13 protein-coding genes are annotated in these 15,824 nt (G+C 71.6%); 7 read left to right on the top strand and 6 right to left on the bottom strand.

All coding sequences use genetic code 11. The features are described from left to right. Positions 1 to 95: 95 nt before the first annotated feature. On the bottom strand, positions 96 to 2,576 hold the full coding sequence (locus AMK22_RS16265) for an HAD-IC family P-type ATPase (RefSeq protein WP_073785632.1): 2,481 nt from the start codon (positions 2,574 to 2,576) through the stop codon (positions 96 to 98). A 254-nt stretch (positions 2,577 to 2,830) separates the two neighbouring features. Then, positions 2,831 to 3,163: a DUF2530 domain-containing protein gene (locus AMK22_RS16260; protein WP_073785631.1), complete on the bottom strand. Its 333-nt coding sequence runs from the start codon at positions 3,161 to 3,163 to the stop codon at positions 2,831 to 2,833. A 241-nt stretch (positions 3,164 to 3,404) separates the two neighbouring features. On the opposite strand from AMK22_RS16260, the gene AMK22_RS16255 reads away from it, so the two are divergent. Next, the gene (locus AMK22_RS16255; RefSeq protein ID WP_073785630.1) at positions 3,405 to 4,859 is read left to right on the top strand and encodes an NCS2 family permease; all 1,455 of its coding nucleotides are present in this window, start codon (positions 3,405 to 3,407) and stop codon (positions 4,857 to 4,859) included. A 61-nt stretch (positions 4,860 to 4,920) separates the two neighbouring features. On the opposite strand, the gene AMK22_RS16250 is transcribed toward AMK22_RS16255, so the two are convergent. After that, positions 4,921 to 5,169 (bottom strand): ribbon-helix-helix protein, CopG family, encoded by a 249-nt coding sequence (locus AMK22_RS16250; protein WP_073785629.1) that lies wholly within the window; start codon positions 5,167 to 5,169, stop codon positions 4,921 to 4,923. Positions 5,170 to 5,313: 144 nt separating this feature from the next. Here AMK22_RS16250 and AMK22_RS16245 point away from each other — a divergent pair, with 144 nt between their 5' ends. From AMK22_RS16245 to thpR, 3 genes are all read left to right on the top strand, one after another. Continuing rightward, positions 5,314 to 5,754: a MarR family winged helix-turn-helix transcriptional regulator gene (locus AMK22_RS16245; RefSeq protein ID WP_073785628.1), complete on the top strand. Its 441-nt coding sequence runs from the start codon at positions 5,314 to 5,316 to the stop codon at positions 5,752 to 5,754. Positions 5,755 to 5,842: 88 nt separating this feature from the next. Continuing rightward, positions 5,843 to 7,186: an MFS transporter gene (locus AMK22_RS16240; protein WP_073785627.1), complete on the top strand. Its 1,344-nt coding sequence runs from the start codon at positions 5,843 to 5,845 to the stop codon at positions 7,184 to 7,186. A 207-nt stretch (positions 7,187 to 7,393) separates the two neighbouring features. Then, positions 7,394 to 7,969 (top strand): RNA 2',3'-cyclic phosphodiesterase, encoded by a 576-nt coding sequence (gene thpR / locus AMK22_RS16235; protein WP_073785626.1) that lies wholly within the window; start codon positions 7,394 to 7,396, stop codon positions 7,967 to 7,969. 259 nt (positions 7,970 to 8,228) lie between these two features. On the opposite strand, the gene AMK22_RS16230 is transcribed toward thpR, so the two are convergent. Both AMK22_RS16230 and pip read right to left on the bottom strand, forming a co-directional pair. Continuing rightward, positions 8,229 to 10,514: an N-acetylmuramoyl-L-alanine amidase gene (locus AMK22_RS16230; protein ID WP_073785705.1), complete on the bottom strand. Its 2,286-nt coding sequence runs from the start codon at positions 10,512 to 10,514 to the stop codon at positions 8,229 to 8,231. Between the two features lie 345 nt (positions 10,515 to 10,859). Continuing rightward, positions 10,860 to 11,840: a prolyl aminopeptidase gene (gene pip / locus AMK22_RS16225; RefSeq protein ID WP_073785625.1), complete on the bottom strand. Its 981-nt coding sequence runs from the start codon at positions 11,838 to 11,840 to the stop codon at positions 10,860 to 10,862. A 68-nt stretch (positions 11,841 to 11,908) separates the two neighbouring features. On the opposite strand from pip, the gene AMK22_RS16220 reads away from it, so the two are divergent. The 3 genes from AMK22_RS16220 to AMK22_RS16210 all read left to right on the top strand — a co-directional run bounded on the left by AMK22_RS16220 (position 11,909) and on the right by AMK22_RS16210 (position 15,158). Then, positions 11,909 to 12,475 carry a hypothetical protein gene (locus AMK22_RS16220; RefSeq protein ID WP_073785624.1) on the top strand — a complete coding sequence of 189 codons (567 nt, stop codon included), beginning with the start codon at positions 11,909 to 11,911 and terminating at the stop codon, positions 12,473 to 12,475. 97 nt (positions 12,476 to 12,572) lie between these two features. Continuing rightward, the gene (locus tag AMK22_RS16215) at positions 12,573 to 12,935 is read left to right on the top strand and encodes a hypothetical protein (protein ID WP_143203567.1); all 363 of its coding nucleotides are present in this window, start codon (positions 12,573 to 12,575) and stop codon (positions 12,933 to 12,935) included. Between the two features lie 105 nt (positions 12,936 to 13,040). Beyond that, positions 13,041 to 15,158, top strand: coding sequence for a serine/threonine-protein kinase (locus tag AMK22_RS16210; RefSeq protein ID WP_073785622.1), 2,118 nt, complete (start codon positions 13,041 to 13,043; stop codon positions 15,156 to 15,158). A 54-nt stretch (positions 15,159 to 15,212) separates the two neighbouring features. Here the strand turns inward: AMK22_RS16210 and AMK22_RS16205 are convergent, their stop codons facing one another. After that, on the bottom strand, positions 15,213 to 15,815 hold the full coding sequence (locus tag AMK22_RS16205) for a TetR/AcrR family transcriptional regulator (RefSeq protein ID WP_073785621.1): 603 nt from the start codon (positions 15,813 to 15,815) through the stop codon (positions 15,213 to 15,215). Positions 15,816 to 15,824 lie beyond the last annotated feature (9 nt).

The following is a 15,824-nucleotide window of genomic DNA, read 5'->3' as shown; positions in this document are numbered from 1 at the left end:
TTCCGGGTTTGTTCCGCTTCAACGCCACGGGCCGTGCCCGGAGACGGATTCCGTCTCCGGGCACGGCCCGTACGCGTTCCTGCGGGAACGCGGCGCTACGCCGGGAAGCGGCGGCCGACCAGCCGCCAGACGAACTCCAGGGCGGTCGCGGCCAGCACCGCGATGCCCACCGCCGTCCACGGCATCACCGTTCCCACCAGCTTCAGCGCGAAGAACTCCTGGAGCCACGGCACCACCAGCACGATCAGGAACGCCAGCCCCATCGCCGCCACCAGGCAGACCCGCCACCAGGTGTACGGGCGGGCGATGATCGCCAGGACCCACATCGAGACCAGGAACAGCGTGAGCGTCGCCGCGCTCGTCTCCGCCTCCAGCGAGCCCGCGCCGGTGTAGTGGTTCCGGGCGATCAGGTACGTCGTGAAGGTGGCGATCGCCGCGATGGCGCCCGACGGGATCGCGTACCGCATGACCCGGCGCACGAAGTGCGGATGGGCGCGTTCCTTGTTGGGCGCCAGGGCCAGGAAGAACGCCGGTACGCCGATGGTGAGCGTCGACAGCAGGGTCAGGTGGCGCGGCAGGAACGGGTAGTCGACCTGGGAGCAGACCACCAGGATCGCCAGCAGCACCGAGTAGACGGTCTTGGTCAGGAACAGGGTGGCGACCCGGGTGATGTTGCCGATCACCCGGCGGCCCTCGGCGACCACGGACGGCAGCGTCGCGAAGCTGTTGTTCAGCAGCACGATCTGGGCGACGGCCCGGGTCGCCTCGGAGCCCGATCCCATGGACACGCCGATGTCGGCGTCCTTCAGGGCCAGCACGTCGTTGACGCCGTCACCGGTCATCGCGACGGTGTGGCCGCGGGACTGGAGGGCCGCGACCATGTCCCGTTTCTGCTGCGGGGTGACCCGGCCGAAGACCGCGTTCTGCTCCATGGCCGTGGCCATGTCGTCGGGGCCGGTGGGCATCCGGCGCGCGTCCAGGGTGTTCTCGGCGCCCGGCAGGCCCAGCTTCCCGGCGACCGCGCCCACGGAGACGGCGTTGTCGCCGGAGATGACCTTCGCGGCGACGTTCTGGTCGGCGAAGTAGGCCAGCGTCTCCTCGGCGTCCGGGCGCAGCCGCTGCTCCAGCACGACCAGCGCGCTCGGTACGGCGCCGACGGCGGCTTCCGGGCCCTGGAGCTCGCCCCGTGCCCGGGCGAGCAGCAGTACGCGCAGTCCCTGCTGGTTGAGCTGCTCGATCTCGTCCAGCGCCGGGTCCCGCTCGGGCAGCAGCACGTCGGGGGCGCCGAGCAGCCAGGTGGAGGCCCGGCCGCCGCCCTCGTCGAACGCGGCGCCGCTGTACTTGCGGGCCGAGGAGAACGGCAGCGTCTGCGTGCACCGCCACTCCTCGCCGTCCGGATAGGCGTCGACGATGGCCTGGAGGCTGGCGTTGGGCCGCGGGTCGGAGGCGCCGAGGGCCCCCAGCACGCGGTGGATGTACGCGTCCTGCGCGTCGCCCAGCGTCCGCACCTCGGTGACGTCCATGCCGCCCTCGGTGAGGGTGCCGGTCTTGTCCAGGCAGACGACGTCGACGCGGGCCAGGCCCTCGATGGCGGGGAGTTCTTGGACCAGGCACTGCTTGCGGCCGAGCCGCACGACGCCGATCGCGAAGGCGACCGAGGTGAGCAGCACCAGTCCTTCCGGGATCATCGGGACGATGCCGCCGACGGTCCGGGCGATCGAGTCCTTGAGGTTGTTGTCCTGCGCGACCAGCTGGCTGACGACGAGCCCGATCGCGGTCGGCACCATCATCCAGGTGACGTACTTGAGGATGGTGGAGATGCCGGTGCGCAGCTCGGACTGGACGAGGGTGAAGCGGGACGCCTCCTCCGCGAGCTGCGCGGCGTACGCCTCGCGTCCGACCTTGGTCGCGGAGAACGAGCCGCCGCCCGCGACGACGAAGCTTCCGGACATCACGGTGTCGCCGCGGCGCTTGAGCACCGGGTCCGCCTCGCCGGTCAGCAGCGACTCGTCGATCTCCAGCCCGTCGGCCTCGACGACCGTGCCGTCCACCACGACCTTGTCGCCGGGGCTCAGCTCCACGAGATCGCCGAGGACGATCTCGGAGGTGGAGATCTCGGCCGAGACCCCGTCGCGTCGGACGGTGGGCTTGGCCTCGCCGATGACCGCGAGGCTGTCCAGGGTCTTCTTGGCCCGCCACTCCTGGATGATGCCGATGCCGGTGTTGGCGATGATCACGAAGCCGAAGAGGCTGTCCTGGATCGGCGCCACGAACAGCATGATCAGCCAGAGCACGCCGATGATCAGGTTGAACCGGGTGAAGACGTTGGCGCGGACGATCTCCCGGACGGACCGGGACGAGCGCACGGGTACGTCGTTGACCTCGCCGCGGGCGATTCGCTCGGCCACCTCGGCCGCCGTCAGCCCGCGGATGTTCACGGCCGGGACCGGCGGTTCCACGGGGTGGACCGGGTCGAGCTCCGCCCCGGCGTCGGTCATGGCCGAGCCGGGGCGGCCGTCGGAGCCGGGAGCCTCGGGGAGCTGCTCGCCGGAGGAATGGGGTACCCGCTGCGTCATGTTCCGACGGTACGGGTGAGAGGCCCGATTCTCCCACTTGGGGGGCTGAAGATCAGACCGGGGGAGGAGGGGGGATGGTTCCGTGGTGGTAGGGAATCCCCTGATACGGGTGGGGGTTCCCGGTGCGGCCGGGCCGGGCGCGGGCCCGCTCATCGGGGTGGGGCGCCGGCGCTGATCAGGGCCCTGGTGCGGGCGGGGCCTGCTCACAGGGCCCGGCGCCGGCCCGGGGCGCGGCCGGGGTTCCGGCCGCCGGATCACACCGTCGTGCTGCTCGTGCCCTTGGAGCCCGGCGCCGTTCCGCTCGCGTCCCCGTCGGCTCCGGCCGCCCCGTCCGAAGCCGCCCGTGCCGCTGCCCGCTTGATCGCCGCGTCGCGCCCCCGCACGTACCAGATGCCGATCAGGCCGAGCCCCGCACCGGCCAGGCAGGTCCACAGCCACCACAGGTGCCCGTGGTCGTCGAACCAGCCGTAGAAGGGGAGCTGGACCAGGAAGAGGACGAACCAGAGGATCGTGCCGCCGGTGATGGTGGCGACGACGGGCCCCTCCAGGGGCTCGGGTGCCTCGTGCTTCGGTGTCCACTTCGCCATGACCTCAGTGTATGGGGAGCGCGGTCGGCCGCCCCGGGCCCGTACCGGCCCTGCGGGAACGGCGCGCGCAAGGGCGCCTCCAAGGCGGTAGGACCCGGTCGCACCAAGGGTCTACGCGCGGAGATAGCGATCTTCGCCTCATGTATTCATACTGAATCTGCTTATGGCTGACTCGAATTATTCGTGTGAAAGTCCAAAGCTGACCACTTTTACTCCTCCCTACGTACGACTGAGGTCATCCATGTCCCCCTCGGCCACCGCTCCGGTCGACGCCGCGCAGCCACCGGCTCCTCAGCCGTCCGGCCGCCTGGATCGTTTCTTCAAGATCTCCGAGCGGGGGTCGTCGGTCGCGCGCGAGATTCGCGGCGGATTCGCCACGTTCTTCGCCATGGCGTACATCATCGTGCTGAATCCGATCATTCTCGGCGGCGCGCAGGACATCAACCACGAGTTCCTCGATCATGGGCAGCTGGTCACCGCGACCGCGCTGACGGCGGCGTTCTCCACGCTCCTCATGGGGGTCATCGGCAATGTGCCGATCGCGCTGGCCGCCGGTCTCGGCGTCAACACCGTCGTCGCCCTTCAGCTCGCTCCCAACATGACCTGGCCCGAGGCGATGGGCATGGTCGTGCTCGCGGGCATCGTGGTCATGCTGCTGGTCGCGACCGGGCTGCGGGAACGCGTGATGCAGGCCGTGCCCGGAGCGCTCCGCAAGGGCATCGCGATCGGTATCGGTCTCTTCATCCTGCTGATCGGCCTGGTCGACTCGGGCTTCGTCTCGCGCATCGAGGAGAAGAGCACCGTCCCGCTCCAGCTCGGCGGCGACGGACACCTTCTCGGCTGGCCGGTCCTGGTCTTCATCGTCGGCGTGCTGCTCACCCTGGGGCTGATCGTCCGCAAGGTGCCGGGCGCCATCCTGATCTCCATCGTCGTGATGACGGTCGCCGCGCTGATCATCAACTCGGTCGCGGGCCTGCACCCCGGGGCGTGGGGGCTGACCGCTCCGAAGTGGCCGGGCAACCCCCTGAGCGTCCCGGACTTCGGGCTGCTCGGAAAGGTCGACCTGTTCGGCGGCTTCCACCGGGTCGGCATCCTCACCGGCAGCCTGTTCGTCTTCACCGTGCTGCTGTCCTGCTTCTTCGACGCGATGGGCACCATCCTCGGCGTCGGCGACGAGGCGAAGCTGACCGACGAGAACGGCAACTTCCCCGGAATCAACAAGGTGCTGTTCATCGACGGCATCGCGGTCGCCGCGGGCGGCGCGTCCTCCTCCTCCGCCACGACCTGTTTCGTGGAGTCCACGGCGGGGGTCGGTGAGGGTGCCCGTACGGGTCTCGCGAGCGTCGTGACGGGTCTGATGTTCACGGGCTCGCTGTTCCTGGCCCCACTGGCGACCATGGTCCCCTCGCAGGCGGCCACCCCCGCGCTGCTGGCGGTCGGTTTCCTGATCATGTCGGGTGCGGTGCGGGACATCGACTGGAGCGACTACACGCTCTCCATCCCGGCCTTCCTGGCCATGGTGATGATGCCGTTCACCTACTCGATCACCAACGGCATCGGCATCGGCTTCATCGCCTTCACCGCGATGCGGGTCGCGGCCGGGCGCTGGCGCGAGGTGCCGGTGGCCATGTACGCGGTCTCGGCGGTGTTCGTCTTCTACTACGCGATGCCGGCTCTCGGCCTCATCCAGACGTGAGTCACCGGCCCGGGGCCTCGGCCCCGGGCCGGTTTCGCGCGGGTACCGGCCCCGGGAGGCCTCACACGCCCCCGGGGCCTCGCGTGGTTCTCTCCGCCCCGACGCCCGGGATCCCCGCCGTCCCTGCCGCCTCCGACCCGTAGAACTTCTCCGTCTCGTCGACGGCCGCCTTGAAGCGCTGGTCGAAGTCATCACGAATGAGCGTCCGGACGACATAGTCCTGGACGCTCATTCCGCTTCTGGCGGCGTGCTGCCGGATCCGGTCGAGCAGCTCACCGTCTATCCGCAGGCTGAGCACAGTCGATCCCATGGCAAGCAGGGTTACGGCCCAGCGGGTCGTTTCGCGTCACTTTCCGGATCCGACTCACTCGTTCGGGTGAGCGATTCGGTGATTCGGACGCATGCGCGTCACACGAATGGTCTTTAGGGTAGGTAATGAGTTACGCTAATAAACATGCCTGACCTGATCCACGACGGCGACAGTGCGGCCGCCGTGAGCTCCCTTCGCTCCGCCGTGATGCTGCTCGGCCGGCGCCTCAAGCACCAGCGCGTCGACGAGTCGCTGAGCCCCACCGAGATGTCGGTGCTCGGCACGTTGGCCCGCTGTGGTTCGGCCACCCCCGGTGAGCTGGCCCGCAAGGAGCATGTACAGCCCCCGTCGATGACCCGCATCGTCGCGCTGCTGGAGGCCAAGGGACTGGTCAGACTGGAACCGCACCCCGATGACCGTCGCCAGAAGATGGTCAGCCAGACCGAGCAGGCGGAGGCCATGCTCGAGGAGAGCCGCGCCAAGCGGAACGCCTGGCTGACCACTCTTGCCGAGGGCCTGGACGAGGACGAGTGGGAGACGCTGCGCAAGGCGGCGCCCGTGCTGGAGAAGCTCGCCCACCTGTAGCGGGCCGTCGGCCGTGCCGGACTCACGGCCGGGCCCCGCCGCATCCCGTCAGTCAGCGAATCGCATACGCCCGAGGAGGCGAACCCCTTTGAGTACGGGACCCGGAGCAGACTCCGCCCCCGCACCGACTTCCACCCACGAGAGCAAGCGCGGCGGGACCTTCTCGTCGCTGAGGATCCGCAACTACCGCCTGTTCGCCACGGGTGCCGTGATCTCCAACACCGGTACCTGGATGTCCCGCATCACGCAGGACTGGCTCGTCCTGAGCCTCACCGGATCCGCCGCCGCCGTCGGCATCACCACGGCCCTCCAGTTCCTCCCGATGCTCCTCTTCGGCCTGTACGGCGGCGTCATCGCCGACCGCGTGCCGAAGCGCAAGCTTCTCCTCGCCAGCCAGGCGGCGCTCGGCCTGTGCGGGATCGCCCTCGCGGCGCTCACGCTCTCCGGGGTCGTCCAGGTGTGGCACGTCTACCTCATCGCGTTCCTGCTCGGCATGGTGACGGTCGTCGACAACCCGGCCCGTCAGTCGTTCGTCTCCGAGATGGTCGGCCCCGACCAGTTGCGCAACGCGGTCAGCCTGAACTCGGCGAACTTCCAGTCCGCCCGGCTCATCGGCCCCGCCGTCGCCGGTGCCCTGATCACCACCGTCGGCAGCGGCTGGGCCTTCCTGCTCAACGGCCTGTCCTTCGCCGCCCCGCTCGTCGGCCTGCTGATGATGCGCCCGCACGAGCTGCACAAGCCCACCGTCGTGCCCCGCGCCAAGGGGCAGCTGCGCGAGGGCCTGCGCTATGTCTCGGGCCGCCCCGAGCTGATCTGGCCGATCGTCCTGATCGGCTTCGTCGGCACGTTCGGGTTCAACTTCCCGATCTGGCTCACCGCCTTCGCGGACGAGATCTTCCACGGCGGCGCCGGGATGTACTCGTTCTTCAACATCCTCATGGCGGCCGGTTCCCTCGTCGGCGCCCTGCTCGCCGCCCGTCGCGGCTCCTCCCGGCTGCGGATGCTGGTGGCCGCGGGCACCGCGTTCGGTCTGCTGGAGATCGTCGCTTCCCTGTCGCCGTCCGTCTGGCTCTTCGCGCTCCTGCTGGTGCCGATCGGCATGATCGGCCTGACGACCAACATCAGCGCGAACACGAGCGTGCAGATGGCCGCCGACCCGGAGATGCGCGGCCGGGTCATGAGCCTGTACATGATGGTCTTCGCCGGTGGTACGCCGGTGGGCGCCCCGATCGTCGGCTGGATCAGCGACGTCTACGGGGTCCGCACGGGGATGGCCGTCGGCGGCGCGCTCTCGCTGGTGGCGGCGCTCGGTGTCGGCTTCATGCTGACCCGTGTCGGGGGCCTGCGCATCCGGGTCGACCTGCGCCCCGGCCGCCCGCACCTGCGGTTCGTCCCCCGCGAGTCCCGCGAGGAACTGGCCGCGGCGGTCTGAGCCCCGGCCGCCCGCGACGCGCGTGGGCACGGCCTTGGTACGTGGTACGGCCCCGTCCGGTGGACACCGGCCGGGGCCGCTGTGCGTGAGGGGTGCGCCGGTCGCCGGGAAGCCGTCCGTTCCGGGAGCCGGGCCGACGGTCGTACCGGCCGGGTCGACGGCATGCACGAAGACCAGGACGCGCCGGTACGGTGCGACACTCGGGCCATGAGCAGCCTCAGACTCTTCGTCGCCGTTCTGCCGCCCGACTCCGCCCTGCGGGAACTGCGCCGTGCCGTCGCCCCGCTGCACGCGCTCCCCGGTGCCGGCCGCCTGCGCTGGACCGGCACCGACGGCTGGCACTTCACGCTCGCCTTCCTCGGGAACGTGAGCGAGGAACTGCTGCCCGAACTCCATGCCCGCCTGGCCCGCGCCGCCCACCGCACCGACCCCTTCACGCTGCGCGTCCACGGCGCCGGGCGGTTCGGCGGGCGGGCGCTGTGGGCGGGCGCCGCAGGTGGGATCGACACCCTGCGGCTCCTCGCCGAACGCGCGGACGCCGCCGCGCGCCGTTCCGGCGTCCCGATGGACGAGCACCGCCGCTACAGCGCGCATCTGACCCTGGCCCGGAGCCGGGGCACCGACGCCGATCTGCGCCCGTTCGTCGAGGCCCTGGCGGGCTTCGAGGGCACCCCGTGGGAGGTCGGCGAGGTCGCCCTCGTTCGCAGCAACCTGCCGGGCGGCGGGGCGCCGGGCGAGCGGCCCCGGTACGAGGTGCACGCATCCTGGCCGCTGGGCCGCTGAGCACGGCGGTTACGCTCGGAGTGTGGATCCGAAGACCAGAAACCGCGTGATGGCGGCCGTGCTCGTACTGATGTTCGTCGTTGTCGCCGTGGCGTCCGCCGTCGGCCAGTGATGTCCGCGGCCGTCCGGTGGGCGGCATGGCGCCGCCCCCGGCCCGGCGGCGCGGGACGGGGGCGGCTGTCCGCCCTCACCGGGCGAACGCGTCCGGCCGATTCGGTCGATTCCGACTGAGTCGGCTGCCGACCGGCTCGGACACCGGTCACTTCAGGTAGACGAGCCCGTCGGTGGTGACCGCCGGGCGGCCCGACGTGCCCACGACGACGATCTTGACGGTGTGCTTGGCGCTGCCGGACCAGGTCTTCGTCCACAGCGCGTCGCGGTACTTGGTGCTGCTGGACTTCAGATCCACCGTCGACGTCTTCACGCCGTCCACGTAGACGTACACCTGGCCGGAGGTGGCGGCCCTGGAGACGACCAGGGCGGCCGAGCGGCCGGTGAACGTCCAGCTCAGGGACGCGCCCTTGGACGAGCTGGAGTACGACTTGCCGCCGAGGTAGCTGGTCGAGGACTTCGTCGTCCACGTCCCGGTCTTCTGCCCCGAGCTCTCCTGGAGGATGACCGGGGTGCCGGAGACCGACGCGGTGGCGGTGTTGCCCGCCCAGTCGTACGCGGTCATGGGCCAGGCGGTGGCGGCGCCGGACTTCGCGGTGTGCGAGGCGCTGGTCGTCGTCGGCCCGTAGGTCTTGGCGACCGGGGCGGTGAGCCGGACCTCCTTGAGCGCGGCGGTGTCCGTGGCCTTCCACTTCAGGGTGAGCGGGACGGCGGTGGTGTTCACCGTGCCGGTGCGCAGTGCCAGGTTCGGCTTGGTGGTGAAGGAGGGCGCGCTCTGGTCGGCGACCACGGTGACCGCGGTGGACGTGGTGACCTTGCCGGACTGGTGGGTGGCGCGGACCTGGACCTTGTGGGTGCCGACGGCGAGCGTCGCCTTGGCGGAGGTGGCGGTGCCCGCGGCGGTGGCCACGGACTTGCCGTCGACCAGCAGTTCGTACTTCGAGACGAACACGCTCGGGGTCGACGCCGACCAGCCGACGGTGACGGCGGACTTGGTGTAGTACGTCGTGCCCGAGAGCCCGGCGCCGGTCACGGACTTGACGGTCAGCCCGGTGACGGGGCCCGCGGCGAGGGAGCGGATCGCGGGCAGCTGCCCGTACAGCTTGGTGCCGGGGCACTGGGTGTTGAAGCCGTCGCGGTGACCGGAGACGGTGTTGAACGTGTACGCCGTGCCGGAGGTGAACCTGGTGCCCGCGAAGTTGCCGCCGGTCGCCCCCGCCGTGAGCGTGGTGGTGCCCGCCGGGTCGACCTTGTACTGGCCGAGCTTCCACGCGGCGACCCGGGCCACGGCGGTGGTGGCCGCGGTGGGCGCGGCGGCATCCGTGTAGGTGCCGATGACGGCGATGCCGGCGGTGTCGCGGTTGAAGCCGTAGGTGTGCGCGCCGAAGACCGGCCGGTCGACGCCGCCCTTGCGGCCCTCGAAGACCGTTCCGCACTTGTCGACCACGAAGTTGTAGCCGAGGTCCTTCCAGCCGTTGGCCTTGACGTGGTACGCGTACAGGCCGCGCACGATGGCCGCGGAGTCGGCGCACGAGTAGTTGTTCGTCTCGGCGGTGTGGTGGACGAAGACGGCCTTGACGCCGTTCAGGTACTCGGGCGCCTCCGGGCTCATCGACTCGTCGGCGCCCCAGCCGGCGCGCGAGACGATCGGCGGCTTCGGCACGGTCGACGGCGGGGCGGGCGGCAGCGTCGGCGCCGGGGGCGTACTCGCGGAGGGCGAGGGGCTGGTGCTCGCCGTCGGTGTGGGTGTCCGACCGGCCGGTTCGGAGGCGTCGGGCGTGGGATCGGTGGTCGGGGTCGCCTCACCGGACGGCTCCGTGCCGGTGTCGGGCGCGGTCGGCTCGGGCGCGACCGGGTCCGACGGTTCGGCGGTCGGGGTGGCCGCGGGGTCCTCCGCCCCGGGCAGGTCGGCGGCGAAGGCGGCGGGCTCCGCGTTCAGCGTGCCCCGCCCCGGGTCCACGGTGTCCAGCCGCAGCCCGGCGGGCAGCTTCGAGGAGACCTTGCCGCCCGTGTTGATCCGTGCCTCGACACCGTTGGACGGGCCGACCCAGCGAGGTTCGGTGCCCCCGCGCACGCCGGCCCGGCCGGTCTCCGCGCGGCCGGTCACGTCGGTGCCGAGCGGCAGCCAGGACGTCCAGGTCCCGTCGGCGGCGGACCGGGTCCGCACCTCCACGGCGCCGGTGACCTTCGCGGCCGGGTCGGTCCAGGTGATGCCCAGCATGCTGAAGGGGGCGGTGTCCCGCTTGCCGAGGGTGGCCGACGTGCCGTCGTCGGCGACCTTCAGCGCGGTCGCGTGCACATCCGGCCCGGCCGGCCCGGACTTGGCGTCGGTGTCCGCGGGGGAGTCGCCCGTGACCCCCTCGAAGACCAGGACCCCTGCCACAGCGGTGGTGGCCAGGGCGGCCGTGAGCCAGATTCTCTTCTTCGATCTCAAGTCGTACCCCACGGGATGGTGTTGGACATGAACGCGTCAGCGTGTGTCCGACGACAGCACTGGTTCATGACGAGACCAGTGGGGGGTACGAGTGCTGTCGCGTGCTGCCGCGCGCGTGCTGCGAGGACACAGCTTGCCATGTCGTTCCGGCGGCCGGACCCCTGCCCCCGCCCGTGACGCCCCGGGATGCGATGAATTCCGCGTTCGTTCACCGCCCGGCGAACCGGTACGGAGCGGTCGATACCGTTCGGTGATCCGGTTCCGGAGGGACCCGTGCCGCCGGTCTCGCGACGGTCGGAGCCTTCTGCGTCGTGGGCGCCGCCCGGTGAACCGGTCCGGCGCCGGTCAGTTCACCTCGGCGAACCGGTCCAGCGCCGCCAGCACCGCCCGGCGCGTCGCCGTACCGCCCAGATGTCCGGCCCCGTCGATGACGGTGAGTTCGGCGTCCGGCCAGGCCTTCGCCAGCTCCCATGCCGTGGTCAGCGGTCCGCCCAGGTCGAACCGTCCGTGCACCAGCACGCCCGGAATCCCCGTGAGCCGCCCCGCTTCCCGGATCAGCTTCCCCTCTTCCAGCCAGGCGCCGTGGGAGAAGTAGTGCGAGCAGATCCGCACCAGCGCCTGCCTCGCCCGGCCGGGGCGCCCGCTGTACGGGGGCGGTCCGGTGTACTGCTCCAGGGAGACCACCGCGTCCTCCCAGGCACACCAGTCGACCGTCGCCCGCTCCCGTACACCGGGGTCGGGGCTCTCCATGCGCCGTGCGTAGGCCGCGAGGACGTCGGGCGTGGCGTTCCCCTCGACCTCCGGCACCCCGGCCCGGAACCGGTCCCACGCCTCCGGGAAGATCTGCCCGACGCCCCGGTACAGCCAGTCGATCTCGGAACGGCGGGTCGTCGTGACCGCCGGGATCACGATCTCGGAGACCCGCTCCGGGTGCTGCTCGGCGTACGCGAGGATCAGCGTCGAACCCCACGACCCGCCGTGCAGCAGCCAGGTGTCGATCCCGAGGTGCCGACGCAGCCGCTCCATGTCGGCGATCAGCCGGTCGGTCGTGTTGTACCGCATGTCGGTGGCGGGGTCGCTCGCGTGCGGCGTGGAACGGCCGCAGCCCCGCTGGTCGAAGAGGACGACGCGATACCGGTCCGGGTCGAAGCACCGCCGGGCCTGCTCGGTGCACCCCGAACCGGGGCCGCCGTGCACGACGACCGCGGGTTTGCCGGCCGGGTTGCCGCACACCTCCCAGTACACGTGGTTGCCCTCGCCGACATCGAGCATCCCGTGCGCGTACGGTTCGATCGGCGGGTACTTCTCATCGGGCTCGCGGTCCACGGTGTCGTCGCTCCCTCGGCTCCGGCGGGCAAAGGGAACATCGTAGGGCGGGGCGTAGCCTGAGCGCCGTGAATTTCGTACCCCGGGTACTGGCCGTACTCGACGAGCTGTTGACCGCCGCGGCGCCCGACGACCGCGGAGCGCTGTGGCAACTGGCCGAGCCGGGCCGGGAGCTGGACGCCAATCTGGTGCGTCTCCCGGCGGGCGCGGAGGTCGGTGAGCATCAGGAGGACGTGCTGGACGTGCTCCTGGTCGTCGTCGCGGGCGGCGGCCGGGCCGTCGTCGCGGGCGCGGAACTGGACCTGACGCCGACCACTGTCCTCTGGCTGCCCCGCACCTCCCGCCGCGCGCTCGTCGCCGGGCCGGGCGGCCTGGCGTATCTGACCGTCCACCGACGGCGCCCCGGACTGACGATCACATCCTCGGCCGGGTCCTCGGCGCCGTTCCCGGTCGCGGAGCCGGGTGCTGAGCCGGTCGCGGAGCCGGCCGGGCCGTACGCCGCGCGCCCGGCCGCGGACGAGGGCGGCGAGGCGCCCTGCATGCTGGACCTGGTCTGCCCCGCGTGCGGCCGGCTCTCGGCGGACCCGGAGCCGGTGTTCTGCAGCAGGTGCGGGGAGCGGTTCGCCGAGCGCTGACCGGCGGGGCCGATCACCCCTGCCGGAGCCGCCGACCCCGTCCCGGGCCGCCGCACGGGCTTGTTCCGGTGGTGCGTACCGGGGAAGAGTGGACGGCATGTTCCGGGACGACGAGCGACTGCTGACCACGGAAATGGACGCGAGCCACGGGCTCGACCCCGCCGGTGGCGATCCGCCGGTCCTCGCGAAGGACCCCGCGGTGCGTGCGGTGTGGGCGTGGTCGCACCGGGCGCGGCTGCTGGCCGTGGGGGCGGGTGTCGGGGCGCGGGCCCGGCAGGCGGCGCTCGCCGATCACCGGGGCCGCCGTCTCGCCCCCGCCGTCGTGGCCGCCTGGGCGGCGCGCGAACGCCGCAACAAGGAGGTGCTGTTCTACAGCACCTCCTCGGACAACCACGCCTCGCGGTCCGTCGCCCGCCGTCTGGGGCTCATCCCATCGGGCTGGATCTGGACCGTGCGTTGACGTCCGGGCCGACATGGCCGATTCACAAGTACGAAGGAGAGCCGGGGATATGACGGTGCCTCTAATCTGAGGCGCGGTTGATCCATGGAACGCACAGGGGGTCGCATGCACAGCGACGGTACGGAGGATCGCGGCACGGGCGACGGACGCCACGGCGACGGATCCGACAGGCGCCACGGCGACGGAGCCGACGGCTGGTCGTACGACGGCCCGGAGACCCAGCCGCCGCCGGAGACGGTGACCGCGCCCCTCGAAGTGATCGACGCGCGTTACCAGTTGCTCCGCAGGCTCGGGCACGGCGGGATGGGGGAGGTCTGGGAGGCCCTGGACACCCGCCTGAACCGCAAGGTCGCGGTGAAGGGCCTGCTCGACCGCGGCTCCGTGGGGACGGACAAGCAGGCCCAGTTCATGCAGCGGGCGCGGCGCGAGGCGGAGGCCATCGCGCGGATCAAGCACCAGAACGTGGTCGCGGTGCACGACCGGGTCGAGACCGACAGCCAGGTCTGGATCGTGATGGAACTGCTCAACGCCCATTCGCTGGCCGATCTGCTGCGCGTGGAACAGCAGCTCACGGTGCGGCGGACGGCCAGGATCGGTCTGCAGATCCTGCGCGGGCTGCGGGCCGTGCACGAGGCGGGGGTCGTCCACCGGGACGTCAAGCCGCACAACGTCCTGTTCCGACCGGACGAGTTCGCGATCCTGGCCGACTTCGGGATCGCGACCTTCGACGGGGCCGTACCGGTCACCCGGTCGGGGGAGCTGGTCGGGACGGTGAAGTACCTCGCACCCGAGCTGTTCGACCACGCGTCGGGACGGCCGCAGCCCGCGACGCCCGCGTCCGACCTGTGGGCCCTGGGCATCACCCTGTACGAGATGGTCGAGGGCAGGACCCCCTTCGACGGGCTGTCGCTGGTGGAGTTCCTGATCGCCGTGCGCGACTCGCCGGTGCCGCCCATGGCGTACGGCGGGCCGCTGACCCCGGTCGTCGAGGAGCTGCTGCGCAAGGACCCCCGGCAGCGGCTCTCCGCGGCGGACGCGGAGAAGATGCTCCGGGCGGTCGTCCACGAGTCCCCGGCGCCGGAGGCGTCCGTGCCCGGCACCTCCCCGGTGCGCCGGCCGGACACCGCGTCGTCGCCGCCCCCCGACCCCGTCCCGCCGCCGGACCCGGCCCCGCTGCCCCCGGGGCACGGGACGCCGACACCGCCCCCGGAGGGTTCCCGGACGCCGGAGGAGCCCGACCCGGCGCGGTCCCGGACCCCGGACCGGGCCCCGGCCCAGGGACCGGACACGGGCCGGGCACGGACCCGGCGCAGGGCCCTGGCCGCCGTGCTGTGCGCCGCCCTGCTGGCCGGTGCCGGCTGGTACGCCGTGGACCTCTCCCGGCGGGGCGAGGAGACGAACGCGCGCGGTGGGGAGGGCAAGGGCGCGCCCGCGCAGAAGTACCGGACCGCACACCGGACCCTGAAGGTCGGCGTCAAGGCCGATCAGCCCGGTCTCAGCGAGCGGACGGCGAACGGCACGTACCGGGGCTACGAGGTCGACCTGGCCCTCGCGATCGCCCGGGACATGGGCTACGCCCCCGAGGCCGTCGAGTTCAGACCCGTGAGCACCGAGAACCGGAGCAGCCTGCTGGAGAGCGGGACGGTGGACCTGGTCATCGCCACGTACAGCATCACCGACGGGCGGAAGAACGCGAAGCCGCCGGAGTACAGCGTCGCCTTCGCCGGGCCGTACTACGTGGCGAACCGGAGCTTCCTGGTGAACAGGAAGTCGAAACTGCACAAGGTCGAGGACTCCAGCGATCTGATCCGTGACGACCTGGAGGTGTGCACCGCCCGGGGATCGACGTACGTGGACTGGCTCGCGGCGGAGAAGTACAACCTGACGGCCTCGCGCCCGAACGGATACGAGGAGTGCGTGCAGCGCCTGCTGAATCCGGCGTCGGACGTCTATGCGGTGAGCACGGACGACGTCATCGTCGCCGGATTCGTCGAGAAGGACCCGGGCCGTCTCAAGCAGCTCCCGAGCAGTTGGGGAGCGGAGGGCTACGGCGTCGCGATGAAGCCCGAGGAGAAGGAGCTGAAGGGCGAGGTGTGTTCCGCCCTGGCGAAGGTCATGGCGGACGGGACGTGGGAGCGGCTCTACCAGAAGCATCTGTATCCGCTGAGGGACCGGGCGGCGGCGCCGAACAGGCCGTCCCTGGAGGAATGCCCGAAGCGCTGACGGGCGGCGGGGCGGGAGGAGGCGCGGGACCGGTGGGACCAGCCGCCTCCCGGCTCACCGGGGGAGCGGACCGGTGGTGAGACCCGCGAGGGCGGCGACGGCCAGGCGCACCGTGCGGTCCGTCACTGCGGCGTAGTCGTCGCCTGCCTCCAGCGCCGTGGTCGCGGCGTTCACGAGCCCTTGCAGCAGCCGGGCAGTGCGCAGCGGGGTGTCGTCGCCGAGGTCGCGCAGGGCGTCCAGGAGCGGGGTGAGCAGGGCGTGGTGCGCCGCGTCGGCGCCTGCGCGCAGGGCTGCCGCGTCCTGCGCGTCGGCGCTGGCGCGGGCGATGCGGTGCTCGCCGTCGCGCACCATCTCCAGCTGCGCCGTGACGTAGGCGGCGATCCGCCTTTCGGGGGCGTTGCCGGCGGCCGCGACAGCGGCGTGGATGCGCTCGGTCCAGCGCGGCGCGGCCTGCCGTACCACCTCGGTCAGCAGCTCATGGCGGTTGGGGAAGTACTTGTAGACGCTGTTGCGGGCCAGCCCGGTGCGACGGGCGATCGCCGCGAACGTCACCTTGGCGGCATCGCCCTCGGCGAGCAGCTCGTATGCCGCGTCGAGCAGGGCGGCGCGCTGCTGGGCGCGGTGATCGGCGACCGAAGCGGCCTGGATCCTGGGCATCCGTTCAGT

It is taken from the genome of Streptomyces sp. CB01580 (assembly GCF_001905795.1).
Lineage (GTDB): Bacteria > Actinomycetota > Actinomycetes > Streptomycetales > Streptomycetaceae > Streptomyces.
Note: the sequence above shows the minus strand (reverse complement) of the source record. Positions and strands in the feature narration are given on the sequence as shown.

What these genes read in the sequence shown, in the direction of transcription:
- AMK22_RS16260 (WP_073785631.1), bottom strand. Translation starts at nt 3,163, where the DNA reads ATGGCGAAGTGGACACCGAAGCACGAGGCACCCGAGCCCCTGGAGGGG.
- AMK22_RS16245 (WP_073785628.1), top strand. Translation starts at nt 5,314, where the DNA reads ATGCCTGACCTGATCCACGACGGCGACAGTGCGGCCGCCGTGAGCTCC.
- thpR (WP_073785626.1), top strand. Translation starts at nt 7,394, where the DNA reads ATGAGCAGCCTCAGACTCTTCGTCGCCGTTCTGCCGCCCGACTCCGCC.
- AMK22_RS16210 (WP_073785622.1), top strand. Translation starts at nt 13,041, where the DNA reads ATGCACAGCGACGGTACGGAGGATCGCGGCACGGGCGACGGACGCCAC.
- AMK22_RS16205 (WP_073785621.1), bottom strand. Translation starts at nt 15,815, where the DNA reads ATGCCCAGGATCCAGGCCGCTTCGGTCGCCGATCACCGCGCCCAGCAG.
- AMK22_RS16265 (WP_073785632.1), bottom strand. Translation starts at nt 2,576, where the DNA reads ATGACGCAGCGGGTACCCCATTCCTCCGGCGAGCAGCTCCCCGAGGCT.
- AMK22_RS16255 (WP_073785630.1), top strand. Translation starts at nt 3,405, where the DNA reads ATGTCCCCCTCGGCCACCGCTCCGGTCGACGCCGCGCAGCCACCGGCT.
- AMK22_RS16215 (WP_143203567.1), top strand. Translation starts at nt 12,573, where the DNA reads ATGTTCCGGGACGACGAGCGACTGCTGACCACGGAAATGGACGCGAGC.
- AMK22_RS16250 (WP_073785629.1), bottom strand. Translation starts at nt 5,169, where the DNA reads ATGGGATCGACTGTGCTCAGCCTGCGGATAGACGGTGAGCTGCTCGAC.